Source organism: Polaromonas sp., assembly GCF_039932935.1.
Taxonomy (GTDB): domain Bacteria; phylum Pseudomonadota; class Gammaproteobacteria; order Burkholderiales; family Burkholderiaceae_C; genus Polaromonas.
On sequence record NZ_JBDTPB010000140.1, the window covers coordinates 1 to 15,033 of the forward strand.

Genomic DNA, 15,033 nt, shown 5'->3' on the forward strand with positions numbered 1-15,033 from the left:
CCAAGAGCCGGGTGACATCGTTAAACAGGGCAACGCACATCATGCCCAGCAGGATAGCAACGCCACCGCGCTGCAACCGGTCCATCCAGGCGTCAGACACGCCCCGGCCGGTGATCCCCTCCCAAAGATAATACATCAGGTGCCCCCCATCCAGAACCGGCAGCGGGAGTAAATTCAGGACACCCAGACTCACGCTGATGAGAGCCAAAAACAGCAGGTAGCTGGTCCATCCAAGGCTTGCCGACTTACCTGCGTAGTCGGCAATGGTGAGCGGGCCGCTCAGGTTTTTAAGCGATGCCTCACCGATGACCATTTTCCCCATCATCTTGACGGTGAGCAGCGATACCTGCCAGGTTCGAACAGCACCTTGCCACAAACCGTCGAAAGGACCATAACGCACCGTAACAAACTCGGGAAGCGCCCCGACATAAGCTTCAATCCGTGGCACCATGACGCCCGCCACTGCTTTGAGGTCAGGTGTTACCTGAAGCGCCAGGGAAGCCCCGTCGCGGCTGATTTGCCAGGTTTGCGGAATCACGGCCGCCGCGCCTGCGCCCGGCGAACGGGCCGAGGTCCTGATGACTTCGCGCAGCTGTTGCCCATCGACAATGACGGTTTCACCAATGCGGAGCACCTGATCGCCCGCGTGCAGGCCGGATTTTTCGGCGGCACCGCCCGGCATGACATCACCAATCACGGGACGGGTCCAGGGTCCCAGGATGCCAATCCTCCTGAAAAGGCCGGCATCCGCCTCGGGCGCACCCAGCGTACTCAGCGGCAGCCGCACCGTTTGCCCCGACGCAGCGCCTTCGCCGCCGAGCACCACCGTCAGGTCGCGACCATCCAGAGCCCCTTGAGTAAGCCGCCAGCGCAAGTCTTCAAAAGAGTGAACGGTTTCGAGTTGATCGCCTTCAAAAGCCGCTTGCTGAACCGTTTCACCGCCGCGCAGGCCGGCCTTTTCAGCCAACGACCCGGCCACCGGGCTCGCGAGGATGGCTTTGGGTTCCTGCAAGCCCGTCCAGTTGACGATGGCATACAACAAGATGGCCAGTAACAAGTTGGCCGCAGGGCCGGCCACCACCACCGCGGCCCGCGATTTCAACGGCTGGGTGTTGAAGGCCAGATGCCGCTCGGACGGGTCAACCGGAGCTTCGCGCTCATCCAGCATCTTGACGTATCCCCCCAAGGGCAGCATGCCGATGCAAAACTCCGTCGATTTGTTTTTGAGCCGCCAGGTGTAAATGGGCTTGCCGAAGCCGATGGAGAACTTCAGCACCTTGATGCCGCAGGCCACGGCCACACGGTAGTGGCCGTATTCGTGCACGGCAATCAGGATGCCCAGCGTCACGACAAAGGAAATCAGCGTCAGCATGTCATGCCTCCAGTTTGGCTGCGATTTGCACAGCGGCGCGGCGAGCTTCCTCGTCCAGCGCCAGCAGGCTTTCGATATCGCTTACCTGAGAGAACGTGATGGCGTCCAAAGTTGCATGATTTACACGGTGAATGTGGTCAAACCGGATCCGCTTGTCCAGGAAAGCCGCAACAGCCACCTCGTTGGCGGCATTAAGAACCGCCGTACTGCCCACCGGGGCATTGAGAACCGCCCAGGCCAGCGGCAGCCCGGGAAAGCGATCATCGTCGGGGGCTTCAAACGTCATGGTGGCCAGCGACCTGAAGTCCAGCGCCTTGGCCCCGGAGGTAACCCGGTCAGGCCAGGCCAATCCATAAGCGATCGGCACGCGCATATCGGGTGTTCCCAGTTGCGCCACCACCGAGGTGTCGCGGTACTGCACCATGGAGTGGATGATGCTCTGGGGATGAATCACCACCTCGATCTGCGTAGGCGTCAGGCCGAAAAGGTATTTCGCCTCGATCACCTCCAGCGCCTTGTTCATCATCGTGGCCGAGTCGACGGAGATTTTGCGGCCCATGACCCAGTTCGGGTGCGCACACGCCTCATCGGGCGTGACGTGGCGCAGACTGGCCGTATCGCGGGTGCGAAACGGTCCGCCCGACGCGGTCAGAATGATTTTTTCAACCCGGTCACCCCAGGTTGCAGGGTCCTCGGGAAGCGACTGGAAAATTGCGGAATGTTCGCTGTCGATGGGCAGCAGCTTCGCGCCGCCGTCCCGCACCGCCCGCATGAACACCTCTCCCCCCACCACCAAGGCCTCTTTGTTGGCCAGCAAAAGCCGCTTACCCGCTCTGGCCGCAGCCATGCACGGCGACAGGCCCGCAGCACCCACGATGGCGGCCATGACCGTATCCATCTGCTCATGCGACGCTATCATTTCGAGAGCGCCTGGCGCCCATAGCACCTGCACCGGCAACTGATTTGCCTTGACTTTTTCGGCCAGCAAACGGGCATGCGGCTCACTCGCCATCACAGCGTACTGGGGCTTGAACCGCGCGCATTGCGCCAGCAACAAATCGGTTTGAGTGGCGGCGCTGAGAGCAAATACCTCAAACCGCTCAGGATGGCGGGCAATCACGTCAAGCGTATTGACACCGATGGACCCCGTCGAGCCCAACACGGTAACGCGCTGTTTTTTGAAGGACATGCAGGACCTGGACTAAAGCGTAGCCAGCATCATTGCCAGGGGAAGCGTAGGCAACAAGGCATCGACCCGGTCGAGCACGCCACCGTGTCCCGGCAAAAGGCCGCTGGAATCCTTCACCCCGGCGCTGCGTTTGATAAGGGACTCCACCAAGTCGCCCACCACGCTCATCGCCGCCAGAAAAATAACGGCCAGCACCATGACGACAATCCCGTGATGGTCAGCCAGGCGGCTGTAAAGCGTGGTGTCTGCCCAAAACCCTCCGCCAATGCCTGCGCGTCCCAGCCAGACCCAGGCCAGCGACAGCACGACCACACCCACCATACCGCCCCACACGCCTTCCCAGCTTTTGCCAGGGCTGATGGATGGCGCGAGCTTGCCCCGGCTGAATCGCCCGCCGAGGGCGCGGCCCGCAAAGTAGGCAAAAATGTCCGCCACCCACACCAGCAACAGCACGGACAGCAAAAAGTCGATGCCCGCCACGCGGGCCTGTGCCACCGCCAGCCAGGCGACCAGCAATGCGGCCAGCCCTCCCAGCAGACGGACCACTTTGGGAATCCTCGGCCAACCGGCCACACCGTTTCGCAGCAACCAGCCACCACCGAGTACCCAGGCGGCACCCGCAGCAGCCCACAGAACTGGCAAGGGTTTTGCCAGCAGGCCGCCGTACCAAGCAAGAGCACAAAGCCCAACGCACACAGCGGCGAGCGCGAGGCAGGCACCAGGGCTGCATGCATTCAGACGGCCCCACTCCCAGCCGCCCGCAGCAATCAGCAACAGGGCCACGGCGCAAAAAGGCTCCGGCGTTTTGTAAAAGAGCGCTGGCAGCAAAACGGCCAGAAGGACAATCGCCGTGATCACACGCTGTTTAAGCATCAGGCAGCCTTTGTAGTTTCGTTGGTGCTGAGGCCACTGACCTGAGCGGAGGTTTTGCCGAAACGCCGTTCGCGGGTACGAAAAACGGCGATGGCCTCATCCAATGCAGCTTCATCAAATTCCGGCCACAGTTTGTCCGAAAAATGCAGCTCCGAATAGGCCGCCTGCCACAGCAGAAAATTGCTGATCCGCAACTCACCACCGGTGCGAATCAAAAGATCCGGATCAGGCACATGCGCCAGCGCCATTTCCCGGTCCAGGGACAACTCGGTAATGGCTTCGCCGCGGCTGGCGAGCCGGCTAGCGGCCTGGGCAATATCCCAGCGGCCACCGTAGTTGAAACACACGTTGAAAATCAGCCGCTGATTGGCCGAGGTGGCACGCTCGGCCTGCGCCAACCCCGCCTGAACTTTTTCAGACAGTCGCTGACGATCCCCGACGAACCGCAGCTGAACGCCGTTGGCATTCAGGCTGGGCACTTCTTTGGAGAGGGAATATGCCAGTAACTCCATCAGCCCGGACACCTCTTCAGCCGGGCGGTTCCAGTTTTCAGAAGAAAACGCAAACACTGTGAGAACGCCAATACCGCGATCCAGGCAAGCGCGTACGCAACGGCTTAGCGAGTCAACGCCCTGCTTGTGGCCCGCGATGCGCGGTAAAAATCGTTTGGTGGCCCACCGGCCGTTGCCATCCATGACGATGGCCACATGGTGCGGGACGACGGTGGAAGCTGTTGGACCCATGTCAGCAGTCAGGCGCTGTGAGTGGGGTTGCGCTGGGCGGCACCGTGAGGAAGCAGTAGCGGCAAACGCTGAGCGATCGCAGGGTCAACGGTCTTTTCAAGCAGGGGCCGCGGGACTGGCTTTGCCAGACCGCAGGCGCAGCGGCCCCCTCGGGGGGCAGGAAGCTACACGAAGTGAGCGACCGTGGGGGCAATCTAAACCGCCATGATGTCTTGTTCCTTGCCAGCGACCAGCTTGTCGACTTCGGCAATGAAACGGTCCGTGAACTTCTGGATCTCATCCTGCGAGCGACGCTCGTCGTCCTCAGAGGCGAGCTTGTCTTTGACGAGCTTCTTGACGCCGTCATTGGCATCGCGGCGCAAGTTGCGAATGGACACCTTGGCATGCTCCCCTTCGGCGCGCACAACCTTGGTGAGTTCCTTGCGGCGCTCTTCGGTCATCGCAGGCATCGGAACGCGGATCAAATCGCCTTGCGCGGCCGGGTTCAAGCCAAGATCGGAGTCACGAATGGCTTTTTCAATTTTGGCGCCCATGCCTTTTTCCCACGGGGACACGCTAATGGTGCGAGCATCGAGCAGCGACACGTTGGCCACCTGGCTGATCGGCACCATGGAGCCGTAATAGTCAACATGCACGGTATCGAGCAAACCCGGGTTGGCACGGCCCGTGCGGATCTTGGTCAGGCCATTTTTGAACGAGTCAATGGACTGCTGCATCTTTTGCTCTGCCTGCTGCTTGACTTCAACAATGCTCATGGTCGAATCTCCGAATTTTTTATTGCGAAAAGAAACAAGCGCGGTGCGGCTCAGACGTGAACCAGGGTTCCCTCGTCTTCACCCTGCACGACGCGCTTGAGCGCACCGTGTTTGAAAATACTGAACACCTTGATAGGGAGCTTCTGGTCGCGGCACAGTGCAAAAGCCGTGGCGTCCATGACCTCGAGGTTTTTACCCATCGCTTCATCAAAGGTGATGTTGGTGTAGCGGGTTGCCTTGGGGTCTTTCTTCGGGTCGGCGGTGTACACACCGTCCACCTTGGTGGCCTTCAGCACGATTTCAGCGCCGATTTCGGCGCCACGCAAGGCTGCTGCGGTATCGGTGGTGAAAAACGGATTACCGGTACCCGCCGCAAAAATCACCACCTTGCCCTCTTCGAGGTACTGCAAGGCTTTGGGCCGGACATAAGGCTCAACCACACGCTCAATACCAATCGCCGACATCACGCGGGCGATCAGTCCGGCCTTGTCCATGGTGTCACCCAGAGCCAGGGCATTCATCACGGTGGCCAGCATGCCCATGTAGTCGGCGGTGGCGCGGTCCATACCGACCGAGCCCCCCGCCACACCACGGAAAATGTTGCCGCCGCCGATCACCACTGCTACTTCGACTCCCATGCGGGTGACTTCAGCGATCTCTTCCACCATGCGAACGATCGTCGCGCGGTTGATACCGAAGGCGTCATCCCCCATCAAGGCCTCACCTGACAGTTTTAACAAGATTCGCTTGTAGGCTGGCATGTGAGAGCTTTCTTAGTTGGGTTTATCTGAAGTTTAGCGGCCTTCCGGCGGGGCTGAGGCGCTTAAGCGGCTTTGGCGGCTGCGACCTGGGCGGCGACTTCGGCGGCGAAGTCGTCCACTTTCTTCTCAATGCCTTCGCCCACCACGTACAGCGTAAAGGCCTTGACCGCAGTGGAGCGCTCCTTGAGCATCTGCTCAACCGTCTGCTTGTCGTTCTTGACGAAGGTCTGGTTGTGCAGGCTGACTTCTTTCAGGAACTTCTGCACACCGCCTTCGATACGCTTTGCAACAATTTCGGCGGACTGCACGGCTTTGCCTTCGGCTTGTGCCTTGGCGGCGTCTTCGGCGGCCTTGGCTGCTGCCACCGAGCGCTCTTTGGCGACCAGTTCGGCCGGCACGTCAGCGCTGGACAGAGACACCGGCTTCATCGCAGCCACATGCATGGCGACGTCCTTGGCGGCGGCTTCGTCGCCCTCAAACTCCACCACCACACCGATGCGCGTGCCATGCAGGTAGGACGCCAGCGAGCTGCCAGTAAAGCGCTTGAAGCGGCGCACGCTCATGTTTTCGCCGATCTTGCCGATCAGGCCCTTGCGCACGTCTTCCACCGTCGGGCCGAAGCCGTCGAGGGACAAGGCCATGGCGCCAATGGCGTCCACATCGGCCGGGTTGTTTTTCACGATGCCTTCGACCACGCCTTTGGTGAAGGCCAGGAAGCTGTCGTTCTTGGTGACGAAGTCGGTTTCGCAGTTGATTTCAACCATCGCGCCCACATCGCCTTCGCGGTGAATGGCGATCACGCCTTCAGCGGTAATGCGTGAGGCGGCCTTGCCGGCCTTGTTGCCCAGCTTGACGCGCAGGATTTCTTCGGCCTTGTCGAAGTTGCCTTCAGCCTCGGTCAGTGCCTTCTTGCACTCCATCATGGGGGCGTCGGTTTTGGCGCGCAGTTCAGCGACCATGCTTGCAGTAATTGCCATTTTTGATTCTCCGTTTTGTCTTTTTGACCCGCTGGAAGCGATCAATTCGCACCCAGCTTTTCGTTAGCTTGTGAAAAAGGGGCTACGCGAGCCCCTTTTTCGCGTCTGGCGCAGAGCCGAAAACTATCAGGCGGCTGCGTTTTCCACTTCCACGAACTCATCCGAGCTCTCAGCCGAAACGGCCTTGACCACGTCGTTCACGGCGTTGGCGCGGCCTTCGATGATCGCGTCGGCAATACCGCGGGCGTACAAGGCAACAGCCTTGGACGAGTCGTCGTTACCGGGGATCACGTAGTCGATGCCGATAGGCGAGTGGTTGGAGTCAACCACGCCGATCAGGGGGATGCCGAGTTTCTTGGCTTCCAGGATCGCGATTTTATGGAAGCCCACGTCGATCACGAAAATGGCGTCCGGCAGGGCGTTCATGTCCTGAATGCCGCCGATGTCTTTTTCAAGCTTTTCGATTTCGCGCTTGAAAGTCAGCTGTTCTTTTTTGCTGATGGTGTCGAGGCCGGCTTCCTGCTGAGCCTTCATCTCCTTCAGGCGCTTGATGGAAGTCTTGACCGTCTTGAAGTTGGTCAGCATGCCGCCCAGCCAGCGCTGGTCAACGTAAGGAACACCGGCGCGCTTGGCTTCGGTAGCGACGATTTCGCGAGCCTGGCGCTTGGTGCCCACCATCAGGATGGTGCCGCGGTTGGCGGACAGCTGCTTGGCGAACTTCATCGCTTCCTGGTACATCGGAAGCGATTTTTCCAGGTTGATGATGTGAATACGGTTGCGGTGGCCGAAGATGTACGGAGCCATCTTGGGGTCCCAGAAGCGGGTTTGGTGTCCGAAATGAACGCCTGCTTCCAGCATTTCGCGCATAGTGGTCGACATAAAAATACTCCAAAAGGTTGTGTCTAAAATCAGCGCTTATCGTCCCGTTGGCCTCTTTCGAGATTTCCGGGGCAACACCTTGAGTGGCTGATTTGCGATTTGCCCGGCAAACAACAAAATCGTCATTTGCAAAGCCTATCGAGTATAACACCCTCCCCGCCCATGAGCCAGCTTCCACCTTCAGGCGACTTTCATGCCATTCGCCAGGCCCTGACAACCGGGCGAACCTCCGCCGGGCAGGTTTTCGAGGAAGCCAGCGCCATTGCCCAAAGCGACGCCTGCCGCCATGCGTTCATGCCAGGCGCCCTCAACACAGCCCAAGTCCCGAAAAATCCTCTATCGGCAGCTTCCGGCCTTCCGCTGGGGGGAATTCCGGTGTCCATCAAGGACCTGTTCAACGTAGCGGACGAGGTGACTGCCGCGGGGTCCACCGTGCTGGCGGGCACTCCACCGGCCAAAGAGGACTGTCCCGCCGTGGCGCGGCTTCGCGCGGCAGGCGCCGTGGTGGTCGGCCGGACCAACATGGTCGAGTTTGCTTTCTCGGGCGTCGGCATCAACCCCCACTACGGCACGCCGGTCAATCCGGCCGACCCAGGCATTGCCCGCATCCCTGGCGGCTCGTCGTCCGGTGCGGCGGTCTCGGTCGCCACGGGGGCCGCCTTGGTCGGGCTCGGCTCCGACACCGGCGGTTCGATCCGCATTCCCGCGGCACTTTGCGGCATCGTCGGCTTCAAAAGCACCGCGCGGCTGGTGCCGACCGAAGGCGCGGTACCCCTTTCCTGCAACCTGGACACCGTGTGCGCCCTCACCCGCTCCGTGCGCGACGCCGTAACAGTGCACGAAGTGCTGGCGGCGCGCAAGGTTCGACTGGCGGGCAAACAGCTCGCGTCGTGCCGTCTTGCCGTCAGCCGCACAGTGATGCAGGATGCCCTGGACAGCACCGTGGCGGCCGCCTTCGATCGCAGCCTGAAAGTGCTTCGGCAGGCAGGTGCGCACATCGAAGAAATCGGACTGGAAGAGATCGGGGAGTTGACAGCCATCAACGCCACCGGCGGCTTGTCGGCAGCGGAAAGCTACGCCTGGCACCGCACCATCATCGCCAAACACCAGGCCGAATATGACCCGCGTGTGGCCTTGCGCATTCTGCGCGGCGCCGGCATGAGCGCGGCTGACTACATCGACCTGCTGGCCGCCCGAAAAGACTGGATGGCCCGTATGGAAACCCGGCTGCAGGGCTTTGACGCCGTGCTGTCGCCCACCGTACCCATCGTCGCCCCGCCCATCGCGGCACTGGTGGCCGACGATGCCGAATTCTTCCGGGTCAACGGCTTGCTGCTGCGCAATACCTCGGTGGTCAACATGCTTGACGGTTGCGCGATATCCTTGCCTTGCCACACACCTGGGCAGCTTCCGGTGGGATTGATGCTCTGGCATGCCGCCCTGCACGACGATACCTTGCTTGATCTGGCGCTTCAGGTTGAAACCACCCTTTCGAATTCGCTACAAAAATAATAGCTGCTTGCGCCTGTCCCCATTGGGCTGCAGACATTTTTCCTTTAAATAATGCCCTACCATACCGTCCCTGCGCTGCGCTCTGCGCCCACGCCCCCTGACCGCAGGAGTCTTGCATGAAGATTGCCGTCATAGGCGCCGGCATCATCGGCATCACCACCGCGTATGAGCTGGCCCTGGACGGCCATGAGGTCACGGTGTTCGAGCGGCGCGGTGCGGCGGCCGAGGAAACCAGCTTTGCCAACGCCGGCCTGGTCGCGCCTGGCTATGTCACGCCGTGGGCCGCGCCCGGCATGCCCCGCAAAGTCCTCAGTCACCTCTTCAGCCGCCATGCGCCTGTCAAGCTCGGCCTGCCGCTGTCGGCCAGCGAACTGGTCTGGATGTGGAAGTGGTTTCGCGCCTGCAAGCTTGACACCTACCTGGCCAACCGCGCGCGTATGCAGCGCCTGGCTTTTTACAGCCGCGAAAGGCTGCACCACCTGACGGAAGAGCTGCAACTCGAATACGACGGCAGCCCCGGCTACATGGTGCTGCTGCGTTCTGAAAAAGACAGCCAGCTGGTGCAACCCGGCCTGGCCGTGCTGCGCGAAGCCGGCGTCACGTTCAAGGAAATCGGCCCTGACGAAGTGCGCAAGATCGAACCGGCGCTGAATCCGGACACCGACTTCCTGGGCGCGGTGCACCTTCCCAACGACGAGGTGGCCAACTGTAGGCAGTTTGCCCTGCTGCTGAAGAACGAAGCCCAGCGCATTGGCGTGAATTTTGAGTTCAATACGGCCGTAGCCCATATAGAACATGCGCAACCAGCTACTATTTTGATAGCGGGCGAAAGTACACCGCGCAGCTTCGAGCGTCTCGTCATGTGCGCCGGGCTGGCTTCGGCGCAGCTCCTGAAGCCGCTGGGCCTGAAGATTCCGATGGCCGCGGTCTACGGTTACTCCATCAGCGCCCCCATTCGCGAACCCCTCAATGCACCGCGCAGCGCGCTGATGGACGAGCGCTACAAAGTGGCGATTTCGCGCCTGGGCAACCGCGTGCGCGTGGCCGGCAGTGCCGAGATCGGCGGCTCCCTCGAAAACAAGCGTGCCGCCTCCCTTCAAACCCTTTACAAGGTTTTGCGTGACTGGTTTCCCGGCGCCGCGCAGCTCGCCAACACCGGCACCAGCGTGCAGGAATGGAAAGGCGCCCGACCCATGCTGCCGGACGGGCCACCCATCATCGGCGACAGCGGAATTCCCGGCCTCTGGCTCAACCTGGGGCATGGCTCCAGCGGCTGGGCCCTCAGCTGCGGCAGCGCGCGAGTGCTGGCGGATCTTATGGCCGGCAAAAACGCGGACATCGATATGGACGGCTTAGGCGTTGCCCGCCTGGGCTGAAACCAGCCCACGTCAACGTCCAACGCCCGGCCTGCCGGGCTTTTTGCTTTGCGGGGCCGCACAATCGGGCCATGCGAAAAATTTCCAGCGCCCGTAGCGAGCCGCTTCACAGCGTGGCGGCCACGCGTGAACTTGAGCGGCTCGCCGCTGCCGGGCTGCCGCCCCACACGCTGATGCAGCGAGCGGGCCTCTCGGTGGCGCGCCTGGCGCTGGCCTTGGCGCCGCACGCGCAGCGCATCTGGATTGCCTGCGGGCCCGGCAACAACGGCGGCGACGGCTTCGAAGCCGCCATGCACCTGCACCGCTGGGGCAAATCCGTGGTCGTGACCTGGACAGGTCTGCCGACCGGCAAGACCAGCCTGCCGCCTGACGCCCATGCCTCACGCGAACGGACCATGGCTGCAGGCGTGCCGATGGCTGAACAGCCGCCCGAGGATTTTGATTTCTGCATCGACGCCCTGCTGGGCATAGGCGGCGTGCTGGACCCTGACCGCCCGGGCGCCGCGCTGATGCTGGCATGGCTGACGCGAATGCACACGAGCAGCGCGCCGCGGCTCGCCGTTGATGTGCCAACCGGCCTGAACGCCGACACCGGATTTGCTACATATTTCATAGCTGGTTGCGCTCAGCCAGAGCGGTCTGCCGGCGTTTTTACCTTAAGCCTTTTGACTTTGAAGCCAGGACTCTTCACCGCCAACGGCCGGGATGCGGCGGGCCAGGTCTGGCTGGATGACCTGGGTGTCGGCACAGCACAAGCCGGACCACCGGACCCGTCAGGCACCTGGCTGCTGGGCGCCGATGACGCCCGCCAGCCCTTTCGATCCGCACATGCCCATGCCAGCCACAAAGGCAGCTTTGGCGACGTGGCCGTTCTGGGCGGTGAATCCACTGCCCACAGCCACATGGCAGGCGCCGCGCTGCTGGCGGCGCGCGCCGCATTGCATGCGGGTACGGGCCGGGTGTTTGTGGCACTGCTCGGGAGCCCCGCCATCACGGTCGACCCACTGCAACCCGAGCTGATGTTCCGCGCGCCCGAGGCGCTGGACCTTGCGCGCCAGGTACTTGTATGCGGCTGCGGTGGCGGTGACGCCATCAGGGCGGTGATGGCCCGGGTGCTGTCGACGGCAACACGGCTGGTGCTGGATGCCGATGCGCTCAATGCGATCGCGGGCGATACGCAGTTTCAGACGCAGCTTGTTGCGCGGCAGGGCCGCGGTTACAGCACGGTGCTGACGCCGCACCCGCTGGAGGCCGCCCGGCTGGCCGGGACCACAGCCGCCGCCATTCAAGCCGACCGCCCGGCCGCAGCCCGGCAACTTGCTGAACGGTTTCAATGCGTGGTGGTACTCAAAGGGTCGGGCACCGTGATTGCGGCCCCTGGCCGAAGCAGCGCCATCAACAGCACCGGCAATGCCCTGCTGGCCACCGCAGGCACCGGTGATGTGCTCGCCGGCATGGTGGGTGCGCAGCTGGCGGCGGGGCTGGAGGCGTTCGACGCGGCTTGCGCCGCCGTGTTTACGCACGGGCAACTGGCCGATGACTGGGCCATTCGCGACACGAACCGGCCGCTAACAGCGTCGGCCCTGGCGCTCGCCCAGCGTGGCGGGTAACGCGGCAGATAACGCCCTACACCAGGATCATCAGCGCGATTTGAATCAGGACAATCAATACCAGTGCGGACAGGTCCACCCCGCCCACCATGGGCAGCACGCGGCGCAGCGGCGCGAGCAAAGGCTCCGTCAGGCGCCCCAGTAACCCATAAGCCGGTGAACCAGGTTGCACCCAGGAAAGGATGGCAAAACCCAGTACCAGGATGAACAGGGTTTGCAGCGTGACCCGAATCAGCATCTTCAGCGCAAACAACGGTAGCGCCAGCAAGGCCGCCGGCTCAAACCCCACATTTCCCCCGCCGGCAAGCAGCCAGCCAACCAGCACGCCCCACAGCAGGGCATGAGCCAAAGCCAGCAGCACGGCTGCCAGCACGCTGGCCCAATCGACGCGCGACTGCATCAGCGAGCTGGGCAACACCCGGCGCAGAGGCTTGACCAGCCAGTCAGTCACCGCCATCACGAAACGGCCGGGCTGGGTTGTCATCGTGACCCGGACCCAGTTCATCCAGGCTCGCAGCAAGGCCGCGGCAATCAGCAGAAAAAACAGCGTCTCGAGCAAAAAAGACAGGATGCGGATCAGCATGAACGAAAGGAAAGAAGTTTGAAAGGAAATGGCATGGTGGTCTAGCGGCGCGGCTTCTTGGCCTGCTTGCGTCCGGGTTTGCCTGCAGCTTTTTTAACCGCCGCCTTGAGCGCCTGAATGGGCGACTTGGCAGCCCTTTCGCTGCCTGCGCTGCTTCGGCTGGCAGCGCCGTCACCGCGCCCACCAGAACGGGCCTCGGATCGCTTGCCGGCACTCTTGCCCGCCGCCTTGCCAGTGCGAGGCTCCCCCGCATGACGCGAGCTGCCACGCTCCTGCGCCGGCAGCTCTGTCGAGTGGCCGCCGGTTTTGTCTTTCATGGCGCGCCCGACCAGGTCCTGGCCTTCGTTGACCAGGCGGAAGTCGATCTTGCGGCCGTCCAGGTCGACGCGGCTGACCTGCACCCTCACCCGCGTGCCGATGGCGTAGCGGATGCCGGTGCGCTCGCCGCGCAGCTCCTGGCGGGCTTCGTCGAAGCGGAAGTATTCGCCGCCCAGCTCGGTGATATGCACCAGACCTTCAACGTACATCGCGTCCAGCGTGACGAAGATGCCGAAGCCGGTGGCTGCCGTGACGACGCCGCCGAACTCCTCGCCAAGATGCTCGCGCATGTACTTGCATTTGAGCCAGGCCTCGACATCGCGGCTGGCTTCGTCGGCGCGGCGTTCATTGGCACTGCAGTGCAGGCCGGCCGCCTGCCAGGCGAGCTCGTCGGCGCTGGCCTTCTTTGGCTTTTGCGTCGGCTCCTTGACGCGCGAGGCCAGCCGTTTGGACAGTTTGGCTTCGGCCTCGCCAGGTGTGGGCAGGGTCGGCAACTGGTACTTGGCCTTGTTCAGCACCGCCTTGATGACGCGGTGCACCAGCAAATCGGGGTAGCGCCGGATCGGGCTGGTGAAGTGCGTATAGGCCTCGTACGCCAGGCCGAAATGGCCGCTGTTCATGGGCGTGTAGATGGCCTGCTGCATGGAGCGCAGCAGCATCGAATGGATTTGCTGTGCGTCCGGTCGGTCTTTGGTGGCCAGCGCAATTTTCTGGAATTCGCCGGGCGCCGGGTCGTCGCTGATGGTCATGCCGATACCGGCCGCCTTCAGGTAATTGCGCAGCATGTCCTTTTTCTCGGGCGTCGGGCCCTCGTGCACGCGGTACAGGCCCACATGCTTGCTTTGCGCAATGAAATCGGCCGAGCAGACGTTGGCAGCCAGCATGGCTTCTTCGATCAGGCGGTGGGCCACGTTGCGCGTGCGGGGCACGATTTTTTCAATCCGGCCGGCCTCGTCGCAGACGATTTGCGTTTCGGTGGTTTCGAAGTCCACCGCTCCGCGCACGCCGCGCTCCTTGAGCAGGGCCTGATAGACATCGTGCAGGTCCAGCAGGTGCGGCACCAGCGCCTTGCGCTGTGCGGCCTCAGGGCCGCGCGTGTTGGCCAAAATGGCCGCCACCTCGGTGTAAGTGAAACGTGCCTGGCTGAACATCACCGCCGGATAGAACTGGTAAGCGTGAACCTCGCCCTTGGCATTGACCAGCATGTCGCAGACCATGCACAGGCGCTCGACGTTCGGGTTGAGCGAACACAGGCCGTTGGAGAGTTTTTCCGGCAGCATGGGAATCACGCGGCGCGGAAAGTACACGCTGGTGGCGCGGTCGTAAGCGTCGATGTCGATGGCGCTGCCGGTTTCCACATAGTGGCTCACGTCGGCAATCGCCACCAGCAGGCGCCAGCCCTTGCCGCGGCCGACTTTGGCCGGCTCGCAATAAACGGCATCGTCAAAATCGCGGGCGTCTTCGCCGTCGATGGTGACCAACGGCACGTCACTTAGATCGACACGGTGTTTTTTGTCCGCCGGTCGCACGGCGTCAGGCAGGGTGCGGGCAAGGGCCAGCGCCTCGTCGCTGAACTCGTGTGGCACGCCGTACTTGCGAACGGCGATTTCGATTTCCATGCCGGGGTCGTCGATCTCGCCCAGCACTTCCTTGACGCGGCCAACGGGCTGGCCGAAGAGCGCCGGCGGCTCGGTGAGCTGGACTACGACGACCTGGCCGGCTTTGGCCGTACCTGTAGCGCCTTTGGGGATCAGTACATCCTGGCCGTAACGCTTGTCTTCGGGTGCAACCAGCCAGACACCGCTTTCCTGCAGCAGGCGACCGATGATGGGGTTGGAGGAACGCTCAATGATCTCGGTGACGCGGCCTTCGGGCCGGTTTTTGCGATCATGCCGGACGATGCGCGCCTTGACGCGGTCCTTGTGCAGCACGGCGCGCATTTCGTTGGGAGGCAGATAGATATCCGCCTCGCCGTCGTCGCGCAATACAAAGCCGTGGCCGTCGCGGTGGCCGGAAACGGTGCCCTCGAATTCAGCGAGCAAACCGGATGAATGGGCGGTCGATCCGCCCGAATGGGAGTGAGTG

The 15,033-nt window shown here is 62.3% G+C and carries 13 protein-coding genes; 3 read left to right on the plus strand and 10 right to left on the minus strand.

Going from position 1 to position 15,033, the window contains the following annotated elements; genetic code table 11:
• From rseP to rpsB, 8 genes are all read right to left on the minus strand, one after another.
• The coding region (gene rseP / locus ABI546_RS20510; protein WP_348049696.1) for an RIP metalloprotease RseP at window positions 1-1,372 on the minus strand (1,372 nt) is incomplete at its 3' end.
• Window position 1,373: 1 nt separating this feature from the next.
• Window positions 1,374-2,561, minus strand: a complete 1,188-nt coding sequence (gene ispC / locus ABI546_RS20515) for a 1-deoxy-D-xylulose-5-phosphate reductoisomerase (protein WP_348049698.1) — start codon at window positions 2,559-2,561, stop codon at window positions 1,374-1,376.
• A gap of 12 nt (window positions 2,562-2,573) precedes the next feature.
• A complete protein-coding gene (locus tag ABI546_RS20520) occupies window positions 2,574-3,434 on the minus strand; it encodes a phosphatidate cytidylyltransferase (RefSeq protein ID WP_348049700.1) in 861 nt (286 codons plus the stop codon).
• Complete coding sequence (gene uppS / locus ABI546_RS20525; protein ID WP_348049702.1) at window positions 3,434-4,177, minus strand: polyprenyl diphosphate synthase; 744 nt, start codon at window positions 4,175-4,177, stop codon at window positions 3,434-3,436. The genes ABI546_RS20520 and uppS overlap by 1 nt, the downstream gene beginning before the upstream one ends.
• Before the next feature lie 194 nt (window positions 4,178-4,371).
• Window positions 4,372-4,932 carry a ribosome recycling factor gene (frr, locus tag ABI546_RS20530; protein WP_348049704.1) on the minus strand — a complete coding sequence of 187 codons (561 nt, stop codon included), beginning with the start codon at window positions 4,930-4,932 and terminating at the stop codon, window positions 4,372-4,374.
• A 50-nt stretch (window positions 4,933-4,982) separates the two neighbouring features.
• Window positions 4,983-5,693, minus strand: a complete 711-nt coding sequence (gene pyrH / locus ABI546_RS20535; RefSeq protein ID WP_036838012.1) for a UMP kinase — start codon at window positions 5,691-5,693, stop codon at window positions 4,983-4,985.
• A 62-nt stretch (window positions 5,694-5,755) separates the two neighbouring features.
• Window positions 5,756-6,670 carry a translation elongation factor Ts gene (tsf, locus tag ABI546_RS20540; RefSeq protein ID WP_348049706.1) on the minus strand — a complete coding sequence of 305 codons (915 nt, stop codon included), beginning with the start codon at window positions 6,668-6,670 and terminating at the stop codon, window positions 5,756-5,758.
• A 126-nt stretch (window positions 6,671-6,796) separates the two neighbouring features.
• Entirely contained in the window at window positions 6,797-7,549 is a 753-nt protein-coding gene (rpsB, locus tag ABI546_RS20545; RefSeq protein WP_348049708.1) for a 30S ribosomal protein S2, read from the minus strand.
• A 162-nt stretch (window positions 7,550-7,711) separates the two neighbouring features.
• Between rpsB and ABI546_RS20550 the strand changes: the two genes are divergently transcribed.
• The 3 genes from ABI546_RS20550 to ABI546_RS20560 all read left to right on the plus strand — a co-directional run bounded on the left by ABI546_RS20550 (window position 7,712) and on the right by ABI546_RS20560 (window position 12,047).
• Window positions 7,712-9,061: an amidase gene (locus ABI546_RS20550; protein WP_348049710.1), complete on the plus strand. Its 1,350-nt coding sequence runs from the start codon at window positions 7,712-7,714 to the stop codon at window positions 9,059-9,061.
• A 116-nt stretch (window positions 9,062-9,177) separates the two neighbouring features.
• Entirely contained in the window at window positions 9,178-10,437 is a 1,260-nt protein-coding gene (locus ABI546_RS20555) for a D-amino acid dehydrogenase (RefSeq protein ID WP_348049712.1), read from the plus strand.
• A gap of 71 nt (window positions 10,438-10,508) precedes the next feature.
• A complete protein-coding gene (locus ABI546_RS20560; RefSeq protein ID WP_348049714.1) occupies window positions 10,509-12,047 on the plus strand; it encodes an NAD(P)H-hydrate dehydratase in 1,539 nt (512 codons plus the stop codon).
• 16 nt (window positions 12,048-12,063) lie between these two features.
• Here ABI546_RS20560 and ABI546_RS20565 read toward each other — a convergent pair whose 3' ends face one another.
• A complete protein-coding gene (locus tag ABI546_RS20565; protein WP_348049716.1) occupies window positions 12,064-12,630 on the minus strand; it encodes a YggT family protein in 567 nt (188 codons plus the stop codon).
• Window positions 12,631-12,671: 41 nt separating this feature from the next.
• On the minus strand, window positions 12,672-14,990 hold the full coding sequence (gene rnr / locus ABI546_RS20570; RefSeq protein WP_348049718.1) for a ribonuclease R: 2,319 nt from the start codon (window positions 14,988-14,990) through the stop codon (window positions 12,672-12,674).
• Window positions 14,991-15,033: the final 43 nt, after the last annotated feature.

Bases quoted from the DNA above. Each gene is read 5' to 3' on its own strand.
- frr (WP_348049704.1), bottom strand. From the start codon at position 4,932: ATGAGCATTGTTGAAGTCAAGCAGCAGGCAGAGCAAAAGATGCAGCAG.
- ABI546_RS20560 (WP_348049714.1), top strand. From the start codon at position 10,509: ATGCGAAAAATTTCCAGCGCCCGTAGCGAGCCGCTTCACAGCGTGGCG.
- pyrH (WP_036838012.1), bottom strand. From the start codon at position 5,693: ATGCCAGCCTACAAGCGAATCTTGTTAAAACTGTCAGGTGAGGCCTTG.
- rpsB (WP_348049708.1), bottom strand. From the start codon at position 7,549: ATGTCGACCACTATGCGCGAAATGCTGGAAGCAGGCGTTCATTTCGGA.
- ABI546_RS20555 (WP_348049712.1), top strand. From the start codon at position 9,178: ATGAAGATTGCCGTCATAGGCGCCGGCATCATCGGCATCACCACCGCG.
- ispC (WP_348049698.1), bottom strand. From the start codon at position 2,561: ATGTCCTTCAAAAAACAGCGCGTTACCGTGTTGGGCTCGACGGGGTCC.
- ABI546_RS20550 (WP_348049710.1), top strand. From the start codon at position 7,712: ATGAGCCAGCTTCCACCTTCAGGCGACTTTCATGCCATTCGCCAGGCC.
- ABI546_RS20520 (WP_348049700.1), bottom strand. From the start codon at position 3,434: ATGCTTAAACAGCGTGTGATCACGGCGATTGTCCTTCTGGCCGTTTTG.
- tsf (WP_348049706.1), bottom strand. From the start codon at position 6,670: ATGGCAATTACTGCAAGCATGGTCGCTGAACTGCGCGCCAAAACCGAC.
- uppS (WP_348049702.1), bottom strand. From the start codon at position 4,177: ATGGGTCCAACAGCTTCCACCGTCGTCCCGCACCATGTGGCCATCGTC.
- ABI546_RS20565 (WP_348049716.1), bottom strand. From the start codon at position 12,630: ATGCTGATCCGCATCCTGTCTTTTTTGCTCGAGACGCTGTTTTTTCTG.